We start from the raw sequence: 25,313 nt of genomic DNA, 5'->3' as shown, positions 1-25,313 counted from the left end.
CTGTCGGCCCGGCAGCGCCGCGCGTACCGCGCGCAGGGGCGCCGACCGGGAAGCCGGACGCCTCGCGGCTGCGGCGGCTGCCGACAGGGCCGACCCTACGGCATCTCCGAGGGCGCCGATCAGGTCCGCGTCGAGTGACGCGGGGCACCCGGCAGGTGCGCGCACGGGGAGGCGGCGGCAGGATGAACGGGATGGACGGTACGCACGAGGGCCTGTTCCCGCTCCCCGAAGGGGGCGCGCCGCCGGTAGAGGTGGCGCCCGGCGCCGTGCACCTGCCGCGGTGGCTCGGCGCCGCCGCACGCGGAGAGCTGGTGACGGCGTGCCGCGAGTGGGCGCGCCCGCCCGCCGGACTGCGGACGGTGCGGATGCCGCGGGGCGGCGTGATGTCGGTGCAGCAGGTGAGCCTGGGGTGGCACTGGTATCCGTACCGCTACGTGCGCACCGTCGCCGACGGTGACGGTGCGCCGGTGAAGCCGTTCCCGCGCTGGCTGGGGGAGTGGGCGCGGCGTGCGGTCGCGGAGGCGTACGGCGGTGTCTACGGGGACGCCGCGGCGTTCGGGGCCGGGGGCTCGGCGTACGACGTCGCGCTCGTCAACTTCTACGGCCCCGAGGCGAGGATGGGCATGCACAGGGACGGCGACGAGCGCTCGGCCGAGCCGGTCGTCTCCTTCAGCCTCGGCGACAGCTGCACCTTCCGCTTCGGCAACGCCGAGGGGCGCGGCCGTCCTTGGCGCGACGTCGAGCTGCGCGACGGGGACGCCTTCGTCTTCGGCGGGCCCTCGCGGCTGGCCTACCACGGTGTTCCGAAGGTGCGTCCCGGTACGGGCGACCCGGCCAGGGGGCCGAGCAGCGGCCGGCTGAACGTGACGGTGCGGTGCACGGGGTTCTGAGGAGGGGGCGTGCGCCTCGTGCTGCTCGCGGCAGGAGTTGAGGGCGCACGAACCGGTCTGTGCGCGGCGGGAGTTGGGGGCGTGCGAACCGGCCTGTGCGCGGCGTGGATTCGGGGCGTGCGAACCGGTTGGACGCGCCTGTTTGTGCGCCTGTGCCTCATGCGGGTCGGTGGCGGTCTGCTGTTCGGTGCGGCCCTCCGGAGGGAATCGGCGTGCGGCGGAGTGCAGTTGGGCGCCCCGCGGGTTACCGCAGGTGCGCGTGGGTGGAGGGCTCGTCGGGGCGGCGCGGTGAACGGGGGGCGGCACTGGGGGACTTCACTCTTTGGGAGCTGGCGCGGGGTGGCGAATCCGCGGTTCGTCTCTGACCACGGGGGACGGGGCGGCTAGGGTCGTCCGACAGCGCCGAGCCGACCACGCCAGGCACGGCAGGCGCGTCGAGGCCCGGGAGGGTGCCTGCGCACGGCCCGTGCGCGCAGCCGCAGCCGCAGCCCGGTGCGGTGTCGGGCGCACGCGCCGCCACCGATCCGTCGTCGGCCACCCGGCCCGCCCCCGCACGCCATGGATACGCAGCACACCGGCGAGCCGCGTGCTCGCAGTGCGGTCCGCCGCCCGTCCGCGAGAGCGCGGCGAGCCGGCGCAGCCCCCGGGTGTGCGCCCCCAAACGACCGAGGAACCCCTGTGCCTGAACCTCCGAACCACCTTGCGCATACGGGAATGGGAACTTCCGGTACCGCTTGGTCCGACGGGGCGCCGGACGCGCCTTCGGGGACCGGGGTCCGGCGACGCCACGGCCGTACGCCGGCGCCCGAGGGGGCGGGCGACGCCGCGGCGCGCCGTCGCCTCGTACGGCTCGCGCTCCTGCCGGGGGTGCTGGTGGCAGCGATGGCCACGGTCGTCGTCGTGGTGGTCCTCGGCTCGGGGACGCACGGGAGCCGCACCTACGGAGCGGCGCTCTGGGGGGTCTTCGGTTCGGCGGTGCTGCTCGTCGGGGCGGTGCTCGGCTGCGCCGTCGTCTACGCGCGCGCCGAGGCGCGGAACGCGGTCGAGCGCTGTGCGGCGGTGCGGCGCGTCGTGGCCGCGGGCCGCGCGGAAGTACGCGCCGCTGTGCAGCAATTGGAGCGGGGCGAGACACCCGAGCCGCGTGCCCGTGCGCCGCTCCCCGAACCCGGAGGCGACGCCGTCGACCTGCTGGCGCACGAGGTGGCGCTCGCCCGGCGGGAGGCGGAGGCGGCCGTCGCCTGCACGGCCGAACTCGCGGCGTCCGGCGCGGCGCAGGCGGCGCCACCGCTCCCGCGGGAGGCGGGGGAGCACGCGTACGACCGGGTCGAGGTCTTCGTCAACCTCGCGCGGCGGCTGCAGTCCCTGGTGCACCGGGAGATCGAGCTCCTCGACGAGCTGGAGGCCGAGGTCGAGGACCCGGACCTGCTCAAGGGCCTCTTCCACGTCGACCATCTCGCCACCCGCGTACGGCGGCACGCCGAGAACCTCGCGGTCCTCGGCGGAGCCGTCTCCCGCAGGCAGTGGACGCGCCCCGTGACGATGACGGAGGTGCTCCGCTCCGCGATCGCCGAGGTGGAGCAGTACCCGCGGGTCAAGCTCGTGCCGCCGATCGAGGGCACGCTGCGCGGGCACTCCGTCGCCGACGTCATCCACCTGCTCGCCGAACTCATCGAGAACGCAACGGTGTTCTCCGCTCCGCAGAGCCAAGTTCTGCTCCGCGCCCAGTACGTGACGGCCGGCCTCGCCGTCGAGGTCGAGGACCGCGGCCTCGGCATGACGGCGGCCGAACAGAGCCGCATGAACTCGGTGCTCGCCGACCCCGACCGGATCGACGTCCCCGAACTGCTCCAGGACGGCAGGATCGGCCTCTTCGTCGTGTCGGCACTCGCCCAACGCCACGGCATCGTCGTGCAGTTGCAGAGCAACATCTACGGCGGCGTCCAGGCCGTGTTCGTCGTGCCGTACGAACTCCTCGGCGACGAACCGGAGCAGGCGCGGATCGCACGGGACCTCGGCAGCACGCAGCAGAACGCCGTCGTCCAACCGCCGGACGCCGGAGGCGAGTCGGAGCCGCCGCCGGGGGAGGGCGCCTCCCGGCCGGCGGACGCCGGCCCAGGGCCGCTCCCCGAGCAGCGGCCGACGCCCGAGCCTCCGCGACCGTGGCCCGCCGAGCCCGAGGACCCTCAACCGCCAGGTGCCGCCGAGCCGTTGCCGTCGGCGCCGGAGCAGGTGCACCGGTGGGCGCCCGTCGTCACCACGGGCGCCGTCCACCTGCCCGACGCGCCGGGCGAAGCTGCGGGGTCCCCCGACGCGGCGCGCCCCCGGCTGCCGAGACGGCGACGGCAGCAGCACCTCGTACGGGAGCTGCGCGACCTGCCCGACCGCAGCTCGCGCGAGGCGCGCGCCGAGGAGGTCGCGGACGAGGGACACGACCCCGGTCTCATGGCCGCCTTCCGGCGGGGCACGAGCCTCGCCGAGGACGCCGCGGAGCAGTCTCCCGGCGCCGAAGCCCCGTCCGGGCACGCCGAGTTCCACGACCCGTCCCCGGCCTCCGGCGGGGACCCCGCACGCCCCACCCGCTAGCACGGTGCGCCCCCGAGGGAGAAGAACGCGAACATGGTGAGCGAAGTACCCGTAGGCCGGAACACGGACCTCTCCTGGCTGCTGACCGGCCTCGTACAGCGAGTGCCGCACGCGCGCAGCGCCCTGCTCCTCTCCTCCGACGGCCTGGTGAAGGCGGTCGACGGACTGGAGCCCGACACGGCCGACCACATGGCGGCCCTCGCCTCCGGCCTCTACTCGCTGGCCCGCAGCGCCGGCGTACGGCTCGGCGACGGAGGCGAAGTACGCCAGGTGGTCGTGGAGTTGGACGCCTCCTTGCTCTTCGTCTCGACGGCGGGGCACAACGCCTGCCTCGCCGTCGTCGCGGACCGCGAGGCGGACGCGGCCGTGCTCGGGTACGAGATGGCGATGCTGGTCAAGAGCGTGCGACCGAGCCTCGCCACCCCGGCGCGGCACTCGGTGGGAAGCTGAACGCCGTGCGCAGTGGTGGGGCCGCCGCCTCTCAGGAGCCGCGGCGCGGGCGCCAGGCGCCGGAGAGCCCCCTCGTCGACGGCGAGGCCGGGCGGCTGATCCGCCCCTACACCGTCAGCAACGGACGCACCCGGCCCACCGCCGACTTCGAGCTGCTGACCCTGGTGATGGCGACGGGCGCCCGCCCGCAGAGCTACCTGGGACCCGACCACTCCCAGGTGCTGGGCCTGTGCGGCGGGCCCGTTTCCGTGGCGGAGGTGGCGGCACAGATAGGGCTGCCGGCAGTGGTGGCCAAGGTGCTCCTCTCCGATCTGGCGGAGTGCGGAGCGATCGCCGCGCGAGCCCCGGGACCGCCCCTGGGGAGCGTGGCGAGGACGGACCGACAACTCCTGGAGGCGGTGCTGGATGGGCTCCGTAAACGACTCTGAGACGAGGGCGGCGGGTGCGGACCCGTTCCCCACTGCTCTCAAGATCCTCGTCGCCGGTGGCTTCGGGGTGGGCAAGACGACCTTCGTCGGCGCGGTGAGCGAGATCGAACCGCTCTCGACGGAGGAGCTGCTGACCCAGGTCAGCGCGGAAACGGACGACCTGAGCGGCGTCGAGTCGAAGGCGACCACCACCGTGGCGATGGACTTCGGCCGGATCACGCTCAGCCGGGAGCATGTCCTCTACCTCTTCGGCACGCCGGGCCAGGAACGGTTCTGGTTCCTGTGGGACGAGCTCTGCGACGGGGCGCTCGGCGCCGTCGTCCTCGCGGACACGCGGCGCCTCGAACACTGCTTCTCCGCCGTCGACTTCTTCGAGCGGCGCGGGATCGCCTTCCTCGTCGCCGTCAACGAGTTCGACGGCTCCTACCGGTACGAGCCCGACGAGGTCCGGGCCGCCATAGACCTCAAGCCGGAGGTGCCCGTGGTGATGTGCGACGCGCGGATCGCCGGCTCCGGGACGCGCGTCCTGCTCGACCTCGTCCAGTATCTGATCGACGCTTGGAGCTGCCATGCCGATGGCCTACGACCCGACGACGCACCTGCTGCTCACCCCTGAGGACAACGAGGCTCCCGAACGGGTCGTGCGGCTCCGCGAGTTGGGTATCGGCGACGTTCCCGTACCCGAGTTCGACGAGTTCGCGCGGGAGCTGGCGCGGATCACCTCCGCGCCGTACGCGATGGTCAACTTCATCGACGAGCACCGGCAGTACTTCGCCGGGCTCTACACTCCAGCGGCAGCCAACGCCGTCGAACTCGGTCCGCTGCCGCAGGGCCCCGCGCAGCCGGGACGGGTGATGGCGCGCGACCACGGCTACTGCCCGCACGTCGTGGTGCGCCGCAAGGCCCTCGTCCTGGAGGACGTCTGCGACTACCCGAGGTTCGCGGGCAACCCCGTGGTCGACGAGATCGGCATCCGCTCCTACCTCGGCGCCCCGCTCATCGACCGCACGGGGACGACGCTCGGGACGGTGTGCGTCGTGGACCAGGAGCCGCGGCCGTGGGGGCGCGAGGGGCTCGAGACGATCAAGACGATGGCCGGGAAGCTCGTCGACAGGATCAACGCCCGTGGGACGGCGGCGGATTGAGCGACGGCGGACGCGCCGCGGCCGGGTCCCGGCCGCGGCGCGTCCGGGGCGTCAGGCCGTCACGAGCGGATCACCGCGGACGGCCTCACCGAGCCGTGCCGACCACGAGCCCTTGTCGCTGCCGAGTGCCACCTCCCCCAGCCGCAGCAGTTGGACGTCGGAGGTGCCCGCGGGGGCCGAGATGTGGTGCGCGTCCCGGAGGTAGCGCTCGACGGGACGGTCGGTGAAGAGGCCGCAGGCGGCGTGGATCTCCATCGCGGCGCGCGCCGAGTCGAGGAGGGACTCGACATTGACGAGCTTGGCGTTGATCAGCTCCTCGTCGCACGGCACGCCGCGGTCGAGCAGCTCGACGGCGTGGTAGGCCGCGAGCCGTGCCGTCATGACGCGGGACTGCATCCGACCCAACTTCAGTTTGATGCTGCCGAGTTCGGCGAGCGGTGCGTCGTACCGGCGGCGCCGTGCGCAGAACGCGGTGGTCTCCTCCAGCAGCGCCCGGTGGATGCCGAGGGCGACAGCCGAGAGGTTGGCCCGTCCGTAGAGCACGCTGGAGGAGTACGCGACGGAGAGTCCGTCGCCCTCGGCGCCGAGGCGGTTGGCGGCAGGGACGCGGCAGTCGTCGAAGTGGAGCTCCCCGAAGCTGAAGCCGTGCAGCCCCATCGACGGCGCCTCGGGGAGGAGGCGCAGGCCCGGTCGGTCGGACTCGACGAGGAACGCGGTGAGCCCGCGGGAGCCGGGGCCGGTGCGCGCCACCACCCCGTGCACGTCGCCGACGTGGCTGTTCCCGACGTACACCTTCCGGCCGTTGAGGACGTACTCGTCCCCCTTGCGCACGGCCGTGCTCGTCATGCCGAGGACGTGGCCGCCGCTGCCCGGCTCGGTGACGGCGATCGTCGGCAGGCACTCGCCGGAGGCGACCGAGGGCAGCCAGGTCTTCTTCTGCACCTCGTCCCCGAAGTGCAGGATCTTCGCGACGCCCAGCTGGGACGCCTGGACCATCGCCCCCATCGCGCCGCTGACCCGCGAGAGCTCTTCGATGATCACGGTCTTCGCGACGTGCCCCGCGCCCATTCCGCCGTAGGCCGTGGGGACGGTCGCGCCGATCCAGCCGCGCTCCGCGATGGTGCGGGAGAGTTCGTACGCGACGGTCCGCGACGCCTCCATGCTCGGTATAAGGGGCCTCACCTGCGTCTCCGCGAACTCCTGCACCTCGGCGCGCAGTCGGCGCAGTCGTGGGTGCTCGTGGTCGGCCGCGTGGGGACCGTCCATCTTCCCTCCCCTTTCCCTCCCGGTTCGCGGACGGGGCTCCGGCCGCGGGGCCGTCGCCGCCGTGCGCGGTGACGCACAGCCGGCCGGGGTCGTGGAGCGCGCGGGGTCCGGCCCCCGCGCAACGGCCGCGGAGCGGTGTGCGTGCGGGCCGGCCCTCCGCGCGATCGGCGGTCCGGCCGTGGGCATCGAGCGTTCTCGGGTCGCCCGGTGCCCCGGACAGCATTACCCGGTGACACAACCGAATCACCGTGCGTGTGGGAGAACTCTGCCGTCCGCCGAGGGAGTCGAGAGGGGCGCGTGGAGCTGCCGAGTGGGAGGAGGCGGGCGTGGCGCGTCCGCCGGTGGGGTGCCGTGGGCGCCGGGAGGCGCCGGTGCGGGCCTTCTCCACGGGGTGGAGAGGCCGGACGGAGCGGGATGGGGACGCCTAGGCGGTGGGCCCCGTACGTGGAAGCACGCCCGGGCTCACCACTCCACGGCGTACGACCGCGACCTGTTGCGTGGAGCCTGCGCGCCGGTGCGCGTATCCGCGGGTGCGCTCCCCGTAACGAGTCACACCGTCGATTCCCGGACGTGCGGCCGACGTTGAGGCGCCTTGCGAAAGACGAGGGGGGCGGGGCTCACCGGGTATGCCCGCCGCCCGCAGGAGTGCGGCGCGTCCGCCCCGTGTGCGCCCTCGAAACGGTCCGCCACGCCTGCCGGTCGGCGATGCGTGGAAGAGCGGTCCTCCGCTTCGGCCGCCGCCGGGCGGGTCACGAGGGGAGTGCGTGGATGCCGAGGCTGCTCTGCGTCGCCCGAAGCGACGTGTCGTCCGCCTCTGTGGTCGTTCTGCCCACTCATGAGACCGATCCCAGTAGGATTTTGGTCATGCAGCTTCGCTACGACCGACCGGGCCGGCTCGGAGCCGCACGGCGTCGCCGGCCGGGCGGCGCGTTGGCATGCGTCCGCGTGGTGTGGAACGACCGCCTGCGCGACCGGAAGGAAGCGCACGCGGCGGGGCTGCCGTACGCGGCGTCGGCCGAGCTCTCCCGACTTCGCGTCACCCGGGACGGAAGCCCCGGACTTCGGGTCGGGGAGCCAGTGAACGGCGCGGGCTGCAAGGGTCGCCGGCCCGGCGCACGGACCTCGGGGCGGCCCGCTGGCGAGCGCGCGCCGGGTCGCGCGCGGTGACGGGAGGCGCCGTGAGCGAGGAGCAGGGGCACACACGGGCGGTGGACGGGGTCCGCGTCGCGACCTACCGGTGGCTGCCGCAGGGACCGCCGCGCGCTCTCCTGCAGATCGCCCACGGGGCCGCCGAACACGCCGCGCGCTACGGCCGGTTCGCGCGGTTCCTCACCGGCCACGGGTACGCCGTCGTCGCCTCCGACAACCGCGGACACGGCCGGACGGCGGCCGAGACGGGCGGCTACGGCGCGGTGGGCACCGAGGGTTGGCGGGCGACCGTCGGCGACCTGAGAACGGTGGGGGAGCAGGCGCTCGCCCAACTCCCCGCAGGCACGCCCCACTTCCTCCTCGGGCACAGCCTCGGTTCCCAGCTCGCACGCGACTACGCGCAGGAGTACGGCGCCGGACTCGCCGGCCTCCTCCTCTCCGGCACGTTCCGCTCGCTGCCGGGGAGCGAAACCGAGCGGGACCTGGCACGGCTCCGGGACGAGGTGGAGCGCGGGGGCCCCGACGCCGTCTCGCAGTTCGTGCCCGAACTCTTCTCGTCCTTCAACGACCCTTACCCCCACCGCACCGGGTACGAGTGGCTCTCCCGCGACGAGTCCGAGGTGGACGCCTACGTCGCCGACGAGGCGTGCGGCTTCCCCTTCTCGGCCCGCCTCTCGCTCGACTGGGTCCTCGGCGTCCGCAAGATCAACGACCCGGAGCAGCTCGGACGTATCCCGCGCGAGCTGCCCGTCCACGTCGCGGTCGGCGAGGAGGACCCCTGCCACCAGTCGATGACGCTCGTCTACGAGCTGCTGGAGGACTTCCGCTACCGCGGGGTACGGGAGTTGAGCTGGCGCGCGTACCCCGGCGCACGCCACGAGATCCTCAACGAGACCCACCGCGACGAGGTGCAGCACGACCTGCTGAGCTGGCTCGACGCGCACGCCTGAACGAGCCGCCGCCTTACGCCGAGGCGGTCCAGCCCCGCACGAAGTCGTCGGCGGCGACGGGCCGGGCGTAGAACCAGCCCTGCGCGGTGTCGCACCCCAACTCCCGCAGCCGCTCGGCCTGGTGCTCCGTCTCGACGCCCTCCACCGTCACCGCGAGCCCCAGCGCGTGCGCGAGCGAGACGATGCCCTCGACGAAGGTGACGTCGACCGGGTCGGCCGGGTGGCGCTGGAGGCCCTGCGTGAAGGAGCGGTCGAGCTTGAGGGTGGTCGCGGGGAGACGGCGGAGGTTGGCGAGGTTGGAGTAGCCCGTGCCGAAGTCGTCGAGAGCGATCTCCACGCCCAGCTCGGCGAGTTGCCGCAGCGGCTTCAGCTCGTCCTCGTCGGCGCCGATCAGCGCCGACTCGGTGACCTCCAGGCAGAGCGAGGACGGCGGCACCCCGGCGCTCTCCAGCACGGCGATCGTGTCGGGCACCAGGTCCGGGTGGTGGAGCTGCCGCGGCGAGAGGTTGACGTTGACCCGCAACGGCTGGTCGCCCGCGCCCGAACGCTCCCGCCAACCGCACGCCTGCGCGACTGCCTGCTCCAGCACCCACCGGCCCAACGGGACGATGAGGCCCGTGTGTTCGGCGAGCGGGATGAAGCGGTCGGGGCCGAGCCTGCCGTGCACCGGATGCTCCCAGCGCACCAGCGCCTCCGCGCCGTCGACCCGGCCGTCGGACATCCGGATGAGCGGCTGGTACTCGAGGAAGAACTCGTCCCGCTCCAGTGCGGCCGGCAGGTGGTTGGTGAGGCTGTGCCGGTCGATGGCGCGCGCGTCGGAGTCGGGGTCGGCGAACTCGTACCGGTTCCCGCCCGAGTCCTTGGCGCGGTACATCGTGATGTCGGCGCTGCGGAGCACCTCGGCCGGGTCGAGGTCGCCGGCCCGCCCCTCCACGATGCCGATGCTCGCGCGGACGGAGAGCTCCCTGCCGTCCACCGAGATCGGTGTGGCGAGCGCGGCGAGCGCCTGCCGTGCCAGTTCGGTGACCTCCTCGCGGCCGCTCGGGTCGGAGATCAGCACCACGAACTCGTCGCCGCCGATCCGCGCCACGAGGTGGTCGGGTCCCGGCGTGCAGGACTGGAGGCGCTCGGCCACCGAGACGAGCAACTGGTCGCCGACGGCGTGGCCCAGGCTGTCGTTGACCGCCTTGAACCCGTCGATGTCGAGGTAGCAGAGGCCGAAGCGGCGCTCCTCCTCCGACGAGCCGAGGACCCGCTCCAGGCGTTCGGCGAAGAGGGTGCGGTTCGGGAGTCCCGTGAGCTCGTCGTGGGTCGCCTCGTACCGCAACCGCAGGTGGAGCAGGCGGCGTTCGGTGATGTCCTCCATCAGCGAGAGCTGGTAGCGCGGCTCGCCCTCGGCGTCGCGGAGCAGCGAGACCGTGAGATTGGTCCACAGCACGGTGCCGTCGGGACGGTGGTACGGCTTCTCGACGCGGTAGTGGTCGCGCTCGCCGCGGACGAGTTCGCGGTGGAGGCGCCAGACCTCGGGGGCGTCGTCGGGGTGGACGAGTTCGTTGACGTTCCGACGGCGCATCTCGTCCTCGGAGCGGCCGAACATGCGGGCGAGGGCGCCGTTGGCGTCCCGTATCCGGCCGTCCATGTCCGCGATGCTGATCCCTATCGTCGCGTCCTTGAAGACGGTGCGGAACCGCGTCTCACTCGCGTGCAGCGCCTCCTCGACGGCCGTCTGCGCGGCCAACGCCGCACGGGAGAGGGACTCCTGCTCCGACCTGGTGCGCTCGCGCAGCGAACGGGAGAAGCCGGCGGCCACCGTGTGCTGGAGGCGCGCGCAGCGCGAGCGGGCCTCGTCGATGTCGAGGTCGCCGGGGCCGCCGCCGTAGAGCACGAGGTAGGAGTCGAGGACGCCGAGGATCTGCGGCAGCGCCTCGGGACTCGTGCAGTGGCCCGCCACGAGCGTCTCGCCCACGTCGTAGCCGGGGAGGGCGCTGAACGGTTGTGCGTGCAGCGCGTCGTTGAGCCGGGTCGCCAGCGGGTGGAGGAACTCCTCGAACTCGTGCCTCGTCATGGAGGTCTGCGTCGCCTGGTAGACGACGCGGGCCCAGACGGTGGCGAAACGGCGGAGGCCGTCGTCGTCCTCGGACACGGCGGGGGCGCGGTCGTTCTGTGAGTGCGTCACCCGAGATGCCCCACCTTGCGGCCGACGCCCGCGTAGCCGGTGAAGACCGCGGAGTCCTCCCACTCGGGCGGGTTGTCCGGCCGCCAGTGCGGCAGCGACACCAGCCCGGGCTCGACGAGTTCCCAGCCGTCGAAGAAGCGGAGGATCTGCTCCTTGCTGCGGATGACCAGCGGTGAACTCGCCTCCTCGTACACCTTCTGCAGGCGGCCGCCGCCGTCGCGTGCGGGTGCACCCTCCATGCAGCCGTGGCTGACGACCAGCAGGCTCCCCGGGGCGAGTTGGTCGAAGAAGGCCGCCAGCGCCTTGTCGGGTTCGTCGCGGTCCTCGACGAAGTGCAGGAGCGCCACGACCATCAGGGCCACCGGGCGCTCCAGGTCGAGCAGGCGCTCCACCTCGTCGCTGCGGAGCACGTCGGGCGGGGAGCGGAAGTCGGCCGAGACGATGCCGGCGTGGTCGTTGCCGGCGAGGACGGCCTCGCTGTGGGCCACCGCCACCGGGTCGTTGTCGACGTAGACGACCCGGCTGGAGGGCTCGACGGCCTGTGCCACCTCGTGGACGTTGCCGAAGGTCGGGATGCCGGAGCCGATGTCGAGGAACTGGGTGACGCCTTCGGAGAGGGCGAAGCGGATGGCCCGCCGCATGAAGGCGCGGTTGGTCTGCATGATCTTCGGCAGGCCCGGCCACGCCTCGATGGCCCGGCGTGCGGTCTCCCGGTCGACCTCGAAGTTGTGCGAGCCGCCCAGGTAGTAGTCGTACATCCGGGAGACGCTGGGCACGTCGAGGTCGATGCCCTGAGGGGCCCAGACGGGACGATCCATCGCAAGGTCTCCAGCTCGCTCAGCTCTGCAGGTTCCCGGCCACGGGGCATGAGGCTAATGACCCCGCCGTGCAGCGCGGAAGGAATCGGCGGTTCAGCGGCTTGATCTCGACGGCCGGGGCGGAGACGAGAGGGTGGTATGCCTCCGGCATCTCCTGTCCCGTCCTGCCCGCCGCCGTGTGCTCGTCCACCGCGGAATCGCGCCAACGCCCTTGCGCCGTACGAGAGTACGGTATGCGTCCTGCACGCGGGAGCGCGCCCAGCGGCAGCGTACCGCCGGCGGGTCCGCCGCCGGTCCCCGCCGATCGCCGTACCGGCGCCGACCACCTGCGGTGACGTCGGGACCACGGTGTGCAAGAGCCGTCGGCATTTCCGTTCGGCAATCCGCACGGACGCGGTACGTACGGCCCGAACGAGGCACACTGGCAGGAGGGGAGCAGCCGGGAGCTGCCCGGTGCCGCTTCCCACGCACGCGTCGAAAGGCGGTGGCCGACATGACGCACACCCCCTCGGGGGCACACCGAGCCCCCCATTCCTGGATACGGCAGCGCAGCGGCACCGAGCCGGTGACGGCGCGCAGCCCGCTCGGGCTGCGGATGCTGCTCTCGTCCGTCTTCGCTCCGATCTTCGCCGCAGGGGCCGCACTGCTGTGGCTCTGGACAGTCAACAGCGGTCCTCACTCGGTGCCTACCGAAGGCTCCCTGCGGGTCCTCGCGATCGTCTGCACCGTGCTCGCCGTGCTGGCGCTCGTGGACCTGGTCGTGGTGACGGTGCGTCGGCGCACGGGGCGCGAGCCCGGACGGGAGAGGCCGGAGCGCTGAACGGGCCCCGGCCGAGGGTGCGTTGCGCGGTGTGCGCTCAGATGCGCACGCCGCGCCCTCTGAGGTACGCCAGCGGGTCGATGTCGGAGCCGTAGCCCGGGCCCGTGCGCACCTCGAAGTGCAGGTGCGGGCCCGTGACGTTGCCCGTGGCGCCGGAGCGGCCGACGCGCTGGCCGGTGTCGACGCTCTGGCCCGCGCGGACGGATATCGCCGAAAGATGCGCGTACTGGCTGTACTTGCCGTCGGAGTGGCGGACGACGACCTCGTAGCCGTAGGCGTCGCCCCAGCCTGCCGAGACGACCTTGCCTGCCGAGACCGCCTTCACGGTCGTCCCCGTGCCGACGGGGAAGTCGACGCCCGTGTGCTGCCCTGAGGACCAACTGCTGCCGGAGGCGCGGTAGCCCGTCGTCGGCGAGACCCCGCTCACCGGGGCGATCACGGAGGAACTCTTGGCGCGGGCGGCCTTGGCCTTCTCGGCCTTGGCTTTCTCCGCCTTGGCTTTCTCGGCCTTCGCCTTGGCCGCCTCGGCCTTGCGGGCCTTCTCGCGCTCGGCCTCGGCCTTTTCGGCCTTCGCCTTTTCGGCCTTCGCCTTTTCGGCCGCGGCCTTCTTCGCGGCCTCCCGCTCCGCCGCGGCCTGCCGCGCCGCACGCGCCTCGCCCTCGGCCGGCTTGCGAGCGGTGTCCGAACCGCCCTGCTGCGCCTTCTGCTCGGCGCCGGCGAGCCGCAACTCCTGCCCGGGCAGGATGAGATCGGGGTCGCCGCCGACGGTGCTGCGGTTGCGGGAGTAGAGGCCCTGCCAACCGTCCTCGACGCGGTGCGATTCCGCGATGGAGGAGAGCGTGTCGCCGCCCACCACCTCGTACTTGGTCTGCTTCTTCGAGCGATCCGCCTTCGCCCGCTGGGCCTTGGCCGCCTTCGCCCTGGCCGCCTCCGCCTTCTCGGCGTCGGCCTTCTCGGTCTCCGCCTTGGCCGCCTTCGCCCGGCTCGCCTGCGCCACGGCCTCGTCCGCCCTCGCCTGCTGCACGCGCGGCTCGGCCGCCGCACGCGACAGCCCGGAGTTCGGGCCGCAGTTGGGCCAGGCGCCGGCGCCCTGACCGCGCAGCACCTTCTCGGCGACCGCGATCTGCTGGTCCTTGCTCGCCAGGTCCGCACGGGCGGCGTACGCGCCTCCGCCGTACGCCTCCCAGGTGCTCTGGGTGAACTGGAGGCCGCCGTAGTAGCCGTTGCCCGTGTTGATCGACCAGTTGCCGCTGCTCTCGCAGGCGGCCACCTTGTTCCAGACGTCCTGCGGCGCCGCGTGCGCCAACTGTGCGCCCGCGAGCGGGATCGCGAGCCCCGCACCGCCCACGGTGAGCCGCAGCGAGGTGCGGGAGGCGGCACTCGGCCGCTGCCTGCGGTGGCGCCCGCGGGCGGCAGGCTCGGGCGGAGCGGGCCGGGTGGGCCGAGCGGACATGGACGGTTCCTCCGTTGATCGGCGGTGCCGCGGGCGGGAGTTGCCGAGCGGAGCCACCATAGGGGCGCCGCTTCGGTAGTCACAAGGGGTCAGCGGGGGTCACGGGGGGTGACACGGTTGCACGGGGGCGGTCGCGCTCCGCCTCCGTCCGCGGGCCGTCCGCACTCGCACGACCGTACGCACGGTCACAGCTCGATGCCCCGCTCGCGCGCCCTGCGATGCGCGGCGCGGTCGGCCACGGCCTCCTCCAGGTAGACCTCGCAGACGAGATGCCCCGTGTGGGACAGGTTGTGCTCCAACTCGTAGAGGAGCACCTCGCTTCCGTCGGCGAGGAGGAAGGCGTGCTCGTAGAGGGAGCACCACACCTGGCAGGCCGAGGGGCCCTGGAGCGGCCGCGGTACGTGCGCGATGCGGTGCCCGCGCGCTGCGGAGAGCGCGTCGAGGAACTCCTCGCCCGGGCTGTCCGGGTTCTCCGCTCGACGCAGCAGTCGCCGCGCGTGCTCCGTCGAGCCCTCTCGGGCGTACCCCTCGCGCCGCACCGGCCGGAGCTCCGTGCGCGGCTGCACCGGCTCGGCCGACTCGCCCGCCGGAGGCGGCACCGCGCCGTCCGTGCCGTGCAACCGGGCCTCGGCGGTGCGGAGTTGGGGTTCGTCGCAGTAGACCTCGTACCGCACGCCCGTGGACTCGGCGCCCTCGCCCGACTCGTGGCACAGCTCCCAGAGCGCCGCCGTGCTTCCGTCGGGGAGGAGGAAGGAGTGTCGGTAGCTGCAGCAGCGCAGCCGGGGCGGCGGGGAAGTGCGGTGGCGCCAGCCGTGCAACTCGGCGCGGTGGAGCAGCGATCCGCGCAGCGCGGCGAGCGCGTCGTCCGGCACCTCGAAGGGGTTGAGCGCGCGTTCCAGCAGCTCGTCCAGGTGTTCCGCCGGCGTCGGATACTGCTCCTCGCGGACCTCTCCGCCCATCCTCGTCCCCTCCCGGTAGCGTCGCCCCACACTGCTTCCGCTCCCCGTTGGGCACACACCGTAGCGCCGCGTACGCGCTCCGCGGGCGGATTCGCGCGAATCGACGACGACGGTGCCCCCGCCTCCTTCGGTCCGTCGTTTTCTTCACGATTCCTCCGCGGAGCACGGGTGAGCGCGCGGCAGCGGGGAACGAAACCTCGGGGGCCGGACGGCGAACTTCCGCCGTGGGCAGCCGAGTCGGCGCCGAGCGCCGTTGCGGCGGGAGCGGGGGAAGAGGCCGAGGCGAGGGTCCGTCCGGACCCGAGGGAGACGACTGTGACCACGCTGCCCGTCGGATACGAGTCCTACTGGATGCTCTCCGCCGCGCGTTCCCCCTACCCGGCGCTGTTGCCGGGGGAGTCGATCGAGGCGGACGTGGCGGTGGTCGGCGGCGGTGTCGCCGGCCTCTCCGTCGCGTGGGAGCTCGCCCGCGCCGGGTGTTCCGTCGCCGTGCTGGAGGCCGACCGCATCGCCGCCGGCGTCACGGGGCACACCAGCGGCAAGCTCTCGGCCCTGCACGGCCTCGACTACTCCAGGATCGCCGCCTCGCGCGGCCCGGAGAGCGCGCAGCTCTACGCGGCTTCGCAGCAGGGCGCGGTGGAGCATCTCGCCGCGATCGCCGCGGAGTTGGGGATCGAGTGCGAGCTGGAGCGGGTGCCGGCGTACACGTACGTGGAGTCCGAGTACCACGTCGACGAGGTGCGCGCGGAGGCCGACGCGGCACGCGCCGCGGGCCTCCCGGCCTCGTTCACCACGGACGTCGGGCTCCCGTTCCCCGTACGCGGCGCCGTGCGGGTCGAGGACCAGGCGCAGTTCCACCCGCGCAAGTACCTCCTCGCCCTCGCCGAGGACCTGGTCGCGCGCGGAGGGCTGATACGGGAGCGCACCCGCGTCCTCGACCTGGACGACTCGGGCGGCGCCGTCCTCCTCACCGCGGAGTGCGGCGCCGAGGTCCGTGCGGCCGACGTCGTCGTCGCCACGCACTACCCCGTCTTCGACGGGGGCTTCCTCTCCTCGCGGCTGACGCCCCGCCGCGAACTCGTGCTCTCCGCGCTCCTCCCCGCCGAGGAGGACCCGCAGGGTACGTACACCACGCCGGAGCGCGGCACCCGCACCGTCCAGACCGCGCCGTACCCCTTCACGCCGGGCAAGCGGCTCCTCGTCGTCACGGGCGAGCGCTTCCTCCCCGGCATCCGCGGGATAGGGACGGTGAGCGCACGGTACGAGCGCCTCGCCGCGTGGACGTACGAGCGCTTCCCCTCCGCGCGGTTGGCGCACCGCTGGGCGACGCAGGACATCGAGACCACCGAGGGCCTCCCCTACATAGGGCGCTTCCATCCCGCCTCCTCACACTCCTACCTCGCAACGGGGTTCGGCGGCTGGGGGATGAGCGGGGGCGTGCTCGCGGGGCAGTTGCTCGCGGCCCACGTGCTCGGGGGCGAGCTGCCGGATTGGGCCGGCCTGTACGACCCTGGGCCCCGGGCGGGGGACGCGCCGGCGATGCTGCGGCGGAAGTCGGCGGTGGCGCGGAGCTACGTCGGGGACCGGCTCCGGCCCTCCTACGTCGACTCCGTCGCGGAGATCGCTCCTGGTACGGGTGCGATCGTGCGGATCGGCGGCCGCCGGTGCGCCGTGCACCGCACCGCGGAGGGTGAGCTCCGCGCGCTCTCGCCGCGCTGCACCCACCTCGGGTGCCTGGTGAGGTTCAACGATGCGGAGAGCGCCTGGGAGTGCCCGTGCCACGGCTCGCGGTTCGGTACGGGGGGCGAGGTGCTCCAGGGGCCGGCGACGAGACCCCTGGAGCGCAGGGACCTCGGAGAGGAGCCGGAGGGGGAGTGAGACGGGCTCTCGGAGGCGCACCTCCGCGCGAGTGAGCGGCCCGCACGCCGGTACGCGCGGTGCTGACCGCCCCGCGCCCTCCCGTGCCTAGCATGCGGAACCGATCGTTCCGCGGAGGTGTACCGAGGATGGACCGCCCGAGATCCCGTACCGCTGCACACGTCCAACTCCCTTCTGCCACCGGCCGTTCGGCCTCCAGGCGCACGCGCAGGCGCCGTACGCTCCTCGCGGCGGGCCTCGCCGTCGCCACGGCCGCCGGACTCCACGCGGCCCCCGGCGGGCTCGCGGCCGAGCGGACGCCCGGGCCGTCGAGCGAACCCGTCACCTTCCTCCTCGCCGGCCTCGACAAGCGCGCCGGCCTCACCAAGCAGCAGAAGGACGAGCTCCACGTGGGCGGCAAGGCGTGCGACTGCACCGACGTGATGATGCTCGTCCAGGTCTCCGCCGACCGCGACCGCGTCAGCGTCGTGAGCATCCCCCGCGACTCCTACGTGCAGTTTGCGCCGCACGCCGAGCCGGAGCGCGTCCGCAAGGAGACCGGCGCGGCGAAGGACGGTGGCGGCAGGGACGCGCAGAACGCCCCCTCGGGCGGCCTCACCGAGCACTACGGCAAGATCAACGCGGCGCACCTGCACGGAGGTCCCGAGCTCACCGTCCGCACCGTGGAGCGCGCCACCGGCCTCCGCATCGACCACTACCTGGAGACGGACTTCACCGGCTTCGCCAAGACCGTCGACCGGCTCGGCGGCTCCCGCGTCTGCACCGACAAGCCGCTCAAGGACGCCAACTCCGGCCTCGACCTCGCCGAGGGCAGCCACCGCCTCGACGGGAAGCAGGCGCTGCGGTACGTGCGCGCCCGCCACATCCCGCCGTCCTCCGGCGACCTCGGCCGTGTCAGGCGCCAGCAGCGCCTCGTCGCCGAGATGCTCGGCGATCTCACGTCGGGCCGCGTCGCAGGCAACCCCGTCGCGCTCGTCGACGCCGCACGCTCCCTCGCGGGGACGGTGCGCACCGACGGCAGCCTCTCCCTCGGCCGGCTCGTCTCCCTCGGCCGGGCGCTGCGCGCACTCCCGGACGACGCCGCGGAGTTCGCGACGGTGCCGATCGCCGAGTTCGACTACCGCGCCCCGCACTGGGGCTCCTCGCTCCTCTGGGACAGGCCCCGCGCCGCGGCGATGTTCGCGGCCCTGCGCGAGGACCGCCCGCTCCGCGACGAGCCGCGCATCCAGCCGCCGCCCGGAGTCGCACCGGTCGCGCTGCCGCCGTCCGAGGTGCCGGTGCGCGTCGAGGGGAGCGGCGACCGCGCCGACCGGCTGGAGACGGGCCTGCGCGACGACGGTTTCGCCGTCGCCGAGCGGCGCGCGGGCGAGCCGGCAAGCACCCAGCGTCCCGTCGTCCTCTACGCACCGCACTACGAGCGGGACGCCCACGTCCTCGCCACCGCGCTCCCCGGCGCCGAACTCCGCCCCCGCAAGGACCACGGCCGCACGCTCACGGTGCTCCCCGGCTCGGGACCCGTCACCGTCGCCAAGGTCGTCCACGACCGCAGCAGCGTCGAGGGCGCACCCGTGGGCGCCGAGCAACTGCAGTGCGCGGAAGAGGAGCCGGCGGGCGGCCGCGAGAGCTGAGGACCCGGCCGGCCACTCACAGGTCGCGTCGGAGGGCGCGGAGGAACGACGGCGTCTCGTCCGCCGGGGACGCGAGGGCGCCGAGGCGGTCGAGCGCCTCCAGGTAGGCGGCGGTCTCGCGTCGCTGGTCGAGATAGGCGGCGCCGGTGAGCGACTCGGTGTAGACGATGTCGGGGAGTTCGGGGATGTCGAACCGGAAGAGCTGGAAGGGTCCGTACATCGCGGGGTGCGCACCGGCGGAGAAGGGGACGATCTGCACGGTCACCTGCGGGAGCGACGTGCAGACCTCGACGAGGCGGTCGACCTGCCCGCGCATCACCTCGGGCTCCCCGACGCGGCGCCGCAGCACCTGCTCGTCCAGGACGGACCACACGCGGGGGCCGCTGCCTGCCGGCTGCCCGTCTCCGCCGGCGAGCAGGCGCTGGCGGCGCATGCGCAGCTCCACCCGCCGGTCGAGTTCGGCAGGTTCCGCGTGCGGGTGCGAGGCGCGCAGCAGGGCGCGCGCGTACGCGGGCGTCTGGAGGAGCCCGGGTACGCAGTGCGGTTCGTAGGAGCGGATGAGGCTCGCCTCCTGCTCCAGTCCGAGGTACCGGCTCGACCAGCTCGGCAGCACGTCCCGCAGCTCGTGCCACCAGCCGGGCTTGTTGGCCTCGTCCACCTCGGCGAGGAACCGGGCCGCCGCCTCCTCGTCGACGCCGTAGACGCGCAGCAGCTTCTCGACGTAGGGCGCCTTGAGGCCGACCTCCGCCTTCTCCATGCGGCGCACGGTGGTGGCGTTGACCCGGAGGGCCCGGGCGGCCTCGTCGAAGCTGCGTCCGGCGCGCTCTCTCAGCTCCTTGAGCCGCAGGCCGAGGACGATCTGGCCGACGGTCGGCGAGGAGCGCGGTTCCGGCAAGGGCTCCTCCTTGCTCGTGCGGGCGCCCGCTTCCCAGCCGGGGGCGGGGGGCGGACGGACTCCGCGTCGAGTCTGGCATGCGCGTAGTGCCGTGACCACGCTGTGGAAGCGTTTCTGCAAATTGCAGAACTCCGCTTGCCATATGTCACAGACCGACGCATAGTGAAATACGTGACCCAGCTCATGAGGCTGCGGTACCCGCACCGCACGCAGCAGCCGAACGGCCGTCGGCCCTACCGGCTCGCAGGAGGCTGCGGTCCGCCGGCGCCCGGGCGTGCGAAGCCCGCACCGGTCCACCACCGTCCGACCCCCGTCAGGTAACCGTCAGGTATGCCGGAAGGCGAAGAGTCCGTGGCCTTCACGCAGTCCGCGCTCCCCGCTCTCGTGCCGCAGCAGGCCGGGGGCGCGGGGAAGGGCGTCCCGACGGCGGACGCGCCGGTGCTCAGCGAGGGCTTCGAGCTGCCCGCGCGCACCGAGGCGGTGGCGAGGGCCCGTGCGTGCGTGGAGGAGAGGGTCGAGAGCTGGGGCCTCCCGGAGGAGCTCGGGTACACGGCGCAGTTGGTGATCTCCGAGTTCTTCACCAACGCCGTCGTCCACACCGACAGCGGACGCGTCCTGTGCTGCCTCCAGATCCGCGGCGACCGGCTGCGGATAGAGGTGGCGGACGAGGGCACCGAGCGGCTCACGCCGCAGTTGCGTCGACCGGGGGTCGACGAGCTCGGCGGGCGCGGGCTGCAGCTCGTGGGCGCCGTCGCCTGCGAGTGGGGTGTCGTCGCGGGAGGCGGGGCCGGGCGCATCGTCTGGGCCGAACTCGACTCGGCGCCGGAGCGGACAGCAGAGGGCGACCGCGGGTAACGGTACGCGTCCGCTCGCCGTTCCGCCGTCGATCGTGAATTTCCGTGCCCTCGCGTGTACTTGGCGTGTTCCCGGGGCGTGCGCCGTGTCATGCTGAGCGCCGTCGCGCTCCTCGGACGGTCGGTCCCCGGCGGGCGGCCACAGCCGATGCGAGCACAGTGAGGTGCGCATGCCGGAGTACCCGGAGAGCTCCGAGGCCATGGAGTCCACGGCTGAGGTGGACGTCAACGTCCCCAGCGTGGCCCGGATGTACGACCACTACCTCGGCGGCAAGGACAACTACGCGGTCGACCGCGCGGCCGTCGCCGAACTCGACAAGGTCGTGCCGAGTACCCGGCCGCTCGCGGTGAACAACCGCCGCTTCCTCAAGCGGGTCGTGCGCACCCTCGCGGAGGAGTACGGCGTGCGCCAGTTCCTCGACCACGGGTCAGGACTGCCGACGCAGGAGAACGTGCACCAGGTGGCGCAGGACGTCGACGCGGGGTGCCGGGTCGTCTACGTCGACAACGACCCCATCGTCCTCGCGCACGGCCGCGCCCTGCTCCAGGAGAACGACCGCACCTGCGTGGTCCGGGCGGACATGCGCGACACCGACGCGGTCCTCGCGCACCCGGAGGTGACGCGCCTCATCGACCTGGAGCAGCCGGTGGCCGCGCTCTTCATCTCGGTGCTCCACTGCATCCCGGACTCCTCGGACCCCGGCGGGTTCGTGCGGCGCGTCGCCGAACGGCTGCCGTCGGGGAGCTTCGTGGTGATCAACCAGTTGGTAAGCGAGTCCGCGCGGACGAGGGACTTCGTCACCGGCTTCATGGAGCGCAGCACCGGCGGCAACTGGGGCCGGGTGCGCCGACAGCACGAGGTGGAGCGGTACTTCGACGGGTGGGAGGTCCTGGAGCCCGGTCTCGGCCGGATCAACGACTGGCGCCCGGACGGTGAGTTGGCGCCGCGCGAAAACTACGACGAGTGGTACGAGTACGGGGGCGTCGCGCGGATCCCCTGAGCGTCACGGCAGCTCGGAGAGGAGCCGCTCCAGGAACTGCGCCGTCCTGCCGGGGGGTTCGGCGGTGGCGCAGAGCCGGTCCATGACGGCCATGTAGCTCTCCACCTCTTCGCGCTTGTCGAGGTAGAGCGACGAGGTGAGCTGTTCCAGGTAGACGATGTCGGGCAGGTCGGGCTCGGTGAACCTGAGTATCGTCACCGGACCGCCGGCGGCTGCGAGGCCGCCGAGCCGGAAGGGGGCGATCTGGACGGTGACGTCCGTCTGCGTCGTGACCTCCAGCAGGTGGCGGATCTGGTCGCGCAGCACCTTCGGATCGCCCGGGGGCCGCCGCAGCGCGGCCTCGTCGACGACGGTCCACAGCTTCGGGCCCCTGCCGCGCTCCAGGATCGACTGGCGCTGCGTACGCAGCTCGACGCGGCGCTCGATCTCGCGCTCGTCCGCTCTGGGGTGGCCGAGTCTGATGACCGCGTGCGCGTACTCCGGGGTCTGCAACAGGCCCGGAACGAACTGGACTTCGTACATGCGGATGACCGAGGCCGCCTCTTCGAGCCCGATGAGGCGGTCGAACCACGGCGACATGACGTCGCTGTACTTCTGCCACCAGCCGGGGGTACCGGCCTGGCGGGCGAGCGCGAGGTACTGCTCGCGAGTGGCGGCGTCGCGCACGCCGTAGAAGGTGAGCAGGTCCTCGACGTCGCGCTGCTTGCAGCCGACGCGGCCGAGTTCGAGGCGGCTGATCTTGGCGTGCGAGCCGCGGATGGCGTCGCCTGCGGCCTCCCGCGAGATGCTCAACGACTCGCGGAGGCGGCGGAGCTGGGTTCCCAGGATGATCCGCAGAATGGTGGGGCCGCCCCTGGGGTGGTCGGAGAGGCGCCCGGCCGCCGCGGTGAGGTCCCTTTCCTGCTCTGCTGCCATCGACGCTCCTGACTCCACCTCTGCTCCGTCCCCCGACCGGGCCGGCCCTGCGGATCGAAGGCCCGTGCCGCCGGGGATCGCCCGGTGGCAGGAGTCTGCCACCGGGCCAAGTCGCGGTACACACTTGTTCGTTGCGTGTGCCTCTGCCACTTTCGCACAGCATGTGGCAGAGGCACACGCGGACTTGCCCCGGTGATACCGGGGAGGTAAGCCTTGTACCTCCCCGGTTCCGTGGAGCAGCCGCCCGCGACCGCAGGCGACCGGTGCCGGTCAGGCGCCGGATCGGAGGAGATCGTCGAACTCCCCGTCCTTCGCGCCTCGGAGGAAAGCGGCGAGCTCGCCGGCGGGGTACACCAGCGCGGGCCCCGACGGGTAGCGGGAGTTGCGCACCGCCACCTGGCGGCCCTCCGGCCGGCCCTCCAAGGGGGCCAGCTCCACGCAGTTCCCGTTCGGGTTGCTCCGGCGGCTCTTCCGCCAGGCGGCGTCGGTGAGTTGGGTGGCCGGGATGCCGTTGTACGTCTGCATGTTCCTCTCCCTGGCTCTCGTGCTGTCGTGCAGCGACGTGGTGGAACGACGCCGGAGGAGGCGATGGAGACGCCCGGCCCCCGGCGTGGCAACACTGTGGCACAGCAGAGCGTTCTTGCATCTGTAAGTACAGATGCGCTTGCAGAAGTAAGTACGCAAGCGGGAGAATGACGCGCGCAGTTGTGCAGACCCGTGCTCCGGCAGCACAGCGGAGCTGAAGCCTCCGTACTTCGACAGGAGCCCCAGTGACCTCATCGAGCGCCGAAGGCACCTTCGCTGCGGGTGCTCTCCCCGAGCCGGGCGAGCCGGCCTGGGACCACCCGCTGACCAGACTCGTTCTTCTGCTGGAGATCGCCGAAGAGCCGTCGTGGCTGCGGGAGTTGACCGAGTCGGGTGCCGCCGGGCGCTAGTCGCCCGGGCCGGCCTCGGCTCGGTTCCGACTCGGCGACCAGAGGGCTGGTCTGAGGACCTCGGCGAAGGCAGGGTAGTGCTCGACGCGTGCCGCCTCCGGGCCGTCCTCGGCCGTCGGCTCGGGAAGCCCCTCAAGTGCCGCGACGGTGCGCTGGCTGACACCCGACTCGCCCAGGACGGGCAGGACTTGGGCGATGCAGTCGAGGAAGCGGGGTTGGGCCCGACGATCGGCAGGCCGCCCCCGTGCGATCGGCTCGCGTGCGCGAAGAGCAGGTACGCCGCGCGGTGCAGGCTGTCGGCGGTCTTCCCGGTGCCCGGCGCTCCCTGGACGCAGAGGGACTTGGCGAGGGAGGCGCGGACCAGGTCGTCCTGGTCGGGCTGGATCGTCGCCACGATGTCCCGCATGGGGCCGACCCGCGGACGTGCCAGCTCCTCCGCCACGAGCCTGCCCGGCGTCGACTCCCCGCTCCCGCCGAGGAGTCCGTCCTCCGGTGCCGTGAGGGATGCGGGCTCCCCGGTGGTCGGTCGGTCATGGGGTCAAGGCCAACAAGATCCGGGTCTCTTTTCCGCTCACCGCAGCCCCACGCACGGGAGCCAGGCCCGCGAGGCGCCCGCGGCTGTCGTCAGGAGTGCGGTGAGGACGCCGCCGGCGCCGCCGAGCAACGTCATGTGCGCGCGGGCGAGTTCGGCCACGTCGGGGAGGCCGTCGAGGATGCTGGAGAGGAGGCGGGCGCGGAGGGCGGTCGCTGCGGGGAGGCGGGCGTGCCGGTGGAAGGCGTCGGCGACGGCGAGGACGCCGCACGCCCCGTGGCAGAGCCCCAGCAGGTCGCCGGGTGCCTCGCCGAAGAGGTGGAACGCTTCGTCGTACCGGTCGGCGAGCGAGGTGAACGCCTCTGCCGCCCATTCCGCGCCGGCCCGGTCGCCGAGCGCTTCGGACGCGTCCCACAGCGCCCACGAGATGCCCGGCGTGCCGTAGCACCACGCCTGCCGGGCGCGCGCGCCGGGAGCGGGCGGCGCGTCGAGCCCGGCACCGTCCCAACTGCGCACGCCCAGCGCATCCGTGAAGGACTGGCGGCGCAGCCACTCGCAGAGGGTCCGCAGGGCCTGCTCCTGCTCCGCGGTGCGGCCGCATCGGCGGACGGAGGCGGTGAGCGCGGCCGCGACACCCGCGGCGCCGTGTGCCATCCCGGTGTTGACGCGGCCGTCGAGCCAGTCGAGGTGGCGGTGCCCGGCGTACGCGGTGCGCAGGGAAGCGAGGTCGTCCGAAGCGCAGAGGGAGGTCAACATGTCGACGTACGGGGCGAGTTCCGGGCGGTGCGGTTCTGCGCCCGCGCAGAGGGCGAGGAGGGTGCCGCTGGGGCCGAGCACCAGGTCGTAGTCGGGGAAGGTGACGCGTCCGGGGGTGGGGGCGCGGTCGGCGGCCGAGCCCAAGAGCCCGGCGTCGAGGCGGTCGGCGGCGCGGCGCAGCGCGGGCTGCACGGTGGAGCCGAGCCGGAGGCCGACGAGGGTGCCGGCGAGGCCGCCGTCGTAGAGCCCCGGGTGGCGGCGCCCGGCGCCGGCCGTGCGCGCCCAGAGCGCCGTCGCGCGCGCCACGGCGTCCGCGGTGCGGCGTGCGCGCGAGGGTTCTCCGACCGCCGGTAGCGAGGCGAGCGCGGCGCACAGCACGGGGATGCCGGGATCGCCGGGCGCCGGGTCGGGCACGGCGCCGGTGTGCGTGCGTTCCGTCCACTCCTCGAGCATCTGCACGGTGAAGCTGGTGAGTTGGGTGAGCGCGTGGGTGTCGGTGGGGCCTCGGTCGTGGGGTTGCTGCGTCTCGCTGCCGAGCGGCATCCGGTCTCCCTGCTGAAGAGTGCTCAACTGACGGGCCCCGGCTGCGGGGCTGGGGCGCGGCGCCGTCACCGAGGCGCGCACACCGGCCGTCGGCGGGGACCGCGGGAGAGCCGCCCGGATTGCGGCCGGGCGGCTCGGCGACCGCGGGGCTCACCGCACCGGTGGCGTCGGTGCCCCGTTGTCTGACGTCAACCCGCTAGGGGCGGACGGCGGTTCAGCAGACGATCACCGTGCAGATCAGGACGGTGCAGACGCCGCTGCATCCGCGGCTGTCGCCGCCGCCGTCGGC

22 protein-coding genes are annotated in these 25,313 nt (G+C 73.2%); 13 read left to right on the top strand and 9 right to left on the bottom strand.

Features of this window, described 5'->3' with window-relative positions; translation table 11 throughout:
* The first annotated feature begins 182 nt into the window (after window positions 1-182).
* The 6 genes from UWG_RS0114325 to UWG_RS0114300 all read left to right on the top strand — a co-directional run bounded on the left by UWG_RS0114325 (window position 183) and on the right by UWG_RS0114300 (window position 5,496).
* Entirely contained in the window at window positions 183-890 is a 708-nt protein-coding gene (locus tag UWG_RS0114325) for an alpha-ketoglutarate-dependent dioxygenase AlkB family protein (protein WP_016907907.1), read from the top strand.
* Between the two features lie 882 nt (window positions 891-1,772).
* The gene (locus UWG_RS0114320; protein ID WP_016907906.1) at window positions 1,773-3,473 is read left to right on the top strand and encodes a sensor histidine kinase; all 1,701 of its coding nucleotides are present in this window, start codon (window positions 1,773-1,775) and stop codon (window positions 3,471-3,473) included.
* A gap of 33 nt (window positions 3,474-3,506) precedes the next feature.
* The gene (locus UWG_RS0114315) at window positions 3,507-3,923 is read left to right on the top strand and encodes a roadblock/LC7 domain-containing protein (RefSeq protein ID WP_016907905.1); all 417 of its coding nucleotides are present in this window, start codon (window positions 3,507-3,509) and stop codon (window positions 3,921-3,923) included.
* A 5-nt stretch (window positions 3,924-3,928) separates the two neighbouring features.
* Complete coding sequence (locus UWG_RS0114310; protein ID WP_016907904.1) at window positions 3,929-4,351, top strand: DUF742 domain-containing protein; 423 nt, start codon at window positions 3,929-3,931, stop codon at window positions 4,349-4,351.
* Window positions 4,329-4,967 (top strand): GTP-binding protein, encoded by a 639-nt coding sequence (locus UWG_RS0114305; RefSeq protein WP_016907903.1) that lies wholly within the window; start codon window positions 4,329-4,331, stop codon window positions 4,965-4,967. The genes UWG_RS0114310 and UWG_RS0114305 overlap by 23 nt, the downstream gene beginning before the upstream one ends.
* Window positions 4,921-5,496 (top strand): GAF domain-containing protein, encoded by a 576-nt coding sequence (locus UWG_RS0114300; RefSeq protein ID WP_016907902.1) that lies wholly within the window; start codon window positions 4,921-4,923, stop codon window positions 5,494-5,496. Before UWG_RS0114305 ends, UWG_RS0114300 begins: the two co-directional genes overlap by 47 nt.
* Window positions 5,497-5,547: 51 nt before the next feature.
* Here the strand turns inward: UWG_RS0114300 and UWG_RS0114295 are convergent, their stop codons facing one another.
* Window positions 5,548-6,762 (bottom strand): acyl-CoA dehydrogenase family protein, encoded by a 1,215-nt coding sequence (locus UWG_RS0114295; RefSeq protein ID WP_016907901.1) that lies wholly within the window; start codon window positions 6,760-6,762, stop codon window positions 5,548-5,550.
* A gap of 1,178 nt (window positions 6,763-7,940) precedes the next feature.
* Here UWG_RS0114295 and UWG_RS0114290 point away from each other — a divergent pair.
* Window positions 7,941-8,861, top strand: a complete 921-nt coding sequence (locus UWG_RS0114290) for an alpha/beta hydrolase (RefSeq protein WP_016907900.1) — start codon at window positions 7,941-7,943, stop codon at window positions 8,859-8,861.
* Between the two features lie 13 nt (window positions 8,862-8,874).
* Here UWG_RS0114290 and UWG_RS0114285 read toward each other — a convergent pair whose 3' ends face one another.
* Window positions 8,875-11,037, bottom strand: coding sequence for a putative bifunctional diguanylate cyclase/phosphodiesterase (locus UWG_RS0114285; RefSeq protein WP_029391448.1), 2,163 nt, complete (start codon window positions 11,035-11,037; stop codon window positions 8,875-8,877).
* Window positions 11,034-11,855 (bottom strand): SAM-dependent methyltransferase, encoded by an 822-nt coding sequence (locus tag UWG_RS0114280; protein WP_016907899.1) that lies wholly within the window; start codon window positions 11,853-11,855, stop codon window positions 11,034-11,036. The genes UWG_RS0114285 and UWG_RS0114280 overlap by 4 nt, the downstream gene beginning before the upstream one ends.
* 493 nt (window positions 11,856-12,348) lie before the next feature.
* Between UWG_RS0114280 and UWG_RS0114275 the strand changes: the two genes are divergently transcribed.
* Entirely contained in the window at window positions 12,349-12,675 is a 327-nt protein-coding gene (locus UWG_RS0114275; protein ID WP_033196143.1) for a DUF6343 family protein, read from the top strand.
* A 37-nt stretch (window positions 12,676-12,712) separates the two neighbouring features.
* Here the strand turns inward: UWG_RS0114275 and UWG_RS0114270 are convergent, their stop codons facing one another.
* The gene (locus UWG_RS0114270) at window positions 12,713-14,128 is read right to left on the bottom strand and encodes a transglycosylase family protein (RefSeq protein WP_016907897.1); all 1,416 of its coding nucleotides are present in this window, start codon (window positions 14,126-14,128) and stop codon (window positions 12,713-12,715) included.
* A 185-nt stretch (window positions 14,129-14,313) separates the two neighbouring features.
* Window positions 14,314-15,087: a DUF6227 family protein gene (locus UWG_RS0114265; RefSeq protein ID WP_016907896.1), complete on the bottom strand. Its 774-nt coding sequence runs from the start codon at window positions 15,085-15,087 to the stop codon at window positions 14,314-14,316.
* A 315-nt stretch (window positions 15,088-15,402) separates the two neighbouring features.
* Here UWG_RS0114265 and UWG_RS0114260 point away from each other — a divergent pair, with 315 nt between their 5' ends.
* Window positions 15,403-16,965 (top strand): FAD-dependent oxidoreductase, encoded by a 1,563-nt coding sequence (locus UWG_RS0114260; RefSeq protein WP_016907895.1) that lies wholly within the window; start codon window positions 15,403-15,405, stop codon window positions 16,963-16,965.
* 128 nt (window positions 16,966-17,093) lie between these two features.
* Window positions 17,094-18,593, top strand: a complete 1,500-nt coding sequence (locus UWG_RS0114255; protein ID WP_016907894.1) for an LCP family protein — start codon at window positions 17,094-17,096, stop codon at window positions 18,591-18,593.
* A 16-nt stretch (window positions 18,594-18,609) separates the two neighbouring features.
* Here the strand turns inward: UWG_RS0114255 and UWG_RS0114250 are convergent, their stop codons facing one another.
* Window positions 18,610-19,488: a helix-turn-helix domain-containing protein gene (locus tag UWG_RS0114250; RefSeq protein ID WP_016907893.1), complete on the bottom strand. Its 879-nt coding sequence runs from the start codon at window positions 19,486-19,488 to the stop codon at window positions 18,610-18,612.
* Between the two features lie 330 nt (window positions 19,489-19,818).
* Between UWG_RS0114250 and UWG_RS0114245 the strand changes: the two genes are divergently transcribed.
* Both UWG_RS0114245 and UWG_RS0114240 read left to right on the top strand, forming a co-directional pair.
* A complete protein-coding gene (locus UWG_RS0114245; RefSeq protein ID WP_016907892.1) occupies window positions 19,819-20,343 on the top strand; it encodes an ATP-binding protein in 525 nt (174 codons plus the stop codon).
* Between the two features lie 169 nt (window positions 20,344-20,512).
* Window positions 20,513-21,343, top strand: a complete 831-nt coding sequence (locus UWG_RS0114240; protein WP_016907891.1) for an SAM-dependent methyltransferase — start codon at window positions 20,513-20,515, stop codon at window positions 21,341-21,343.
* 3 nt (window positions 21,344-21,346) lie between these two features.
* On the opposite strand, the gene UWG_RS0114235 is transcribed toward UWG_RS0114240, so the two are convergent.
* Both UWG_RS0114235 and UWG_RS0114230 read right to left on the bottom strand, forming a co-directional pair.
* Window positions 21,347-22,258 (bottom strand): helix-turn-helix domain-containing protein, encoded by a 912-nt coding sequence (locus tag UWG_RS0114235; protein WP_016907890.1) that lies wholly within the window; start codon window positions 22,256-22,258, stop codon window positions 21,347-21,349.
* Between the two features lie 270 nt (window positions 22,259-22,528).
* Entirely contained in the window at window positions 22,529-22,783 is a 255-nt protein-coding gene (locus UWG_RS0114230) for a DUF397 domain-containing protein (RefSeq protein ID WP_016907889.1), read from the bottom strand.
* Between the two features lie 245 nt (window positions 22,784-23,028).
* Here UWG_RS0114230 and UWG_RS33390 point away from each other — a divergent pair, with 245 nt between their 5' ends.
* Window positions 23,029-23,193: a hypothetical protein gene (locus UWG_RS33390; RefSeq protein WP_016907888.1), complete on the top strand. Its 165-nt coding sequence runs from the start codon at window positions 23,029-23,031 to the stop codon at window positions 23,191-23,193.
* A 571-nt stretch (window positions 23,194-23,764) separates the two neighbouring features.
* Here UWG_RS33390 and UWG_RS0114220 read toward each other — a convergent pair.
* Complete coding sequence (locus UWG_RS0114220; RefSeq protein WP_016907887.1) at window positions 23,765-25,024, bottom strand: lanthionine synthetase LanC family protein; 1,260 nt, start codon at window positions 25,022-25,024, stop codon at window positions 23,765-23,767.
* Window positions 25,025-25,313 lie beyond the last annotated feature (289 nt).

Origin of the sequence: Streptomyces xiaopingdaonensis, assembly GCF_000262345.1 — a bacterium.
GTDB lineage: Bacteria > Actinomycetota > Actinomycetes > Streptomycetales > Streptomycetaceae > Streptomyces > Streptomyces xiaopingdaonensis.
Note: the sequence above shows the minus strand (reverse complement) of the source record. Positions and strands in the feature narration are given on the sequence as shown.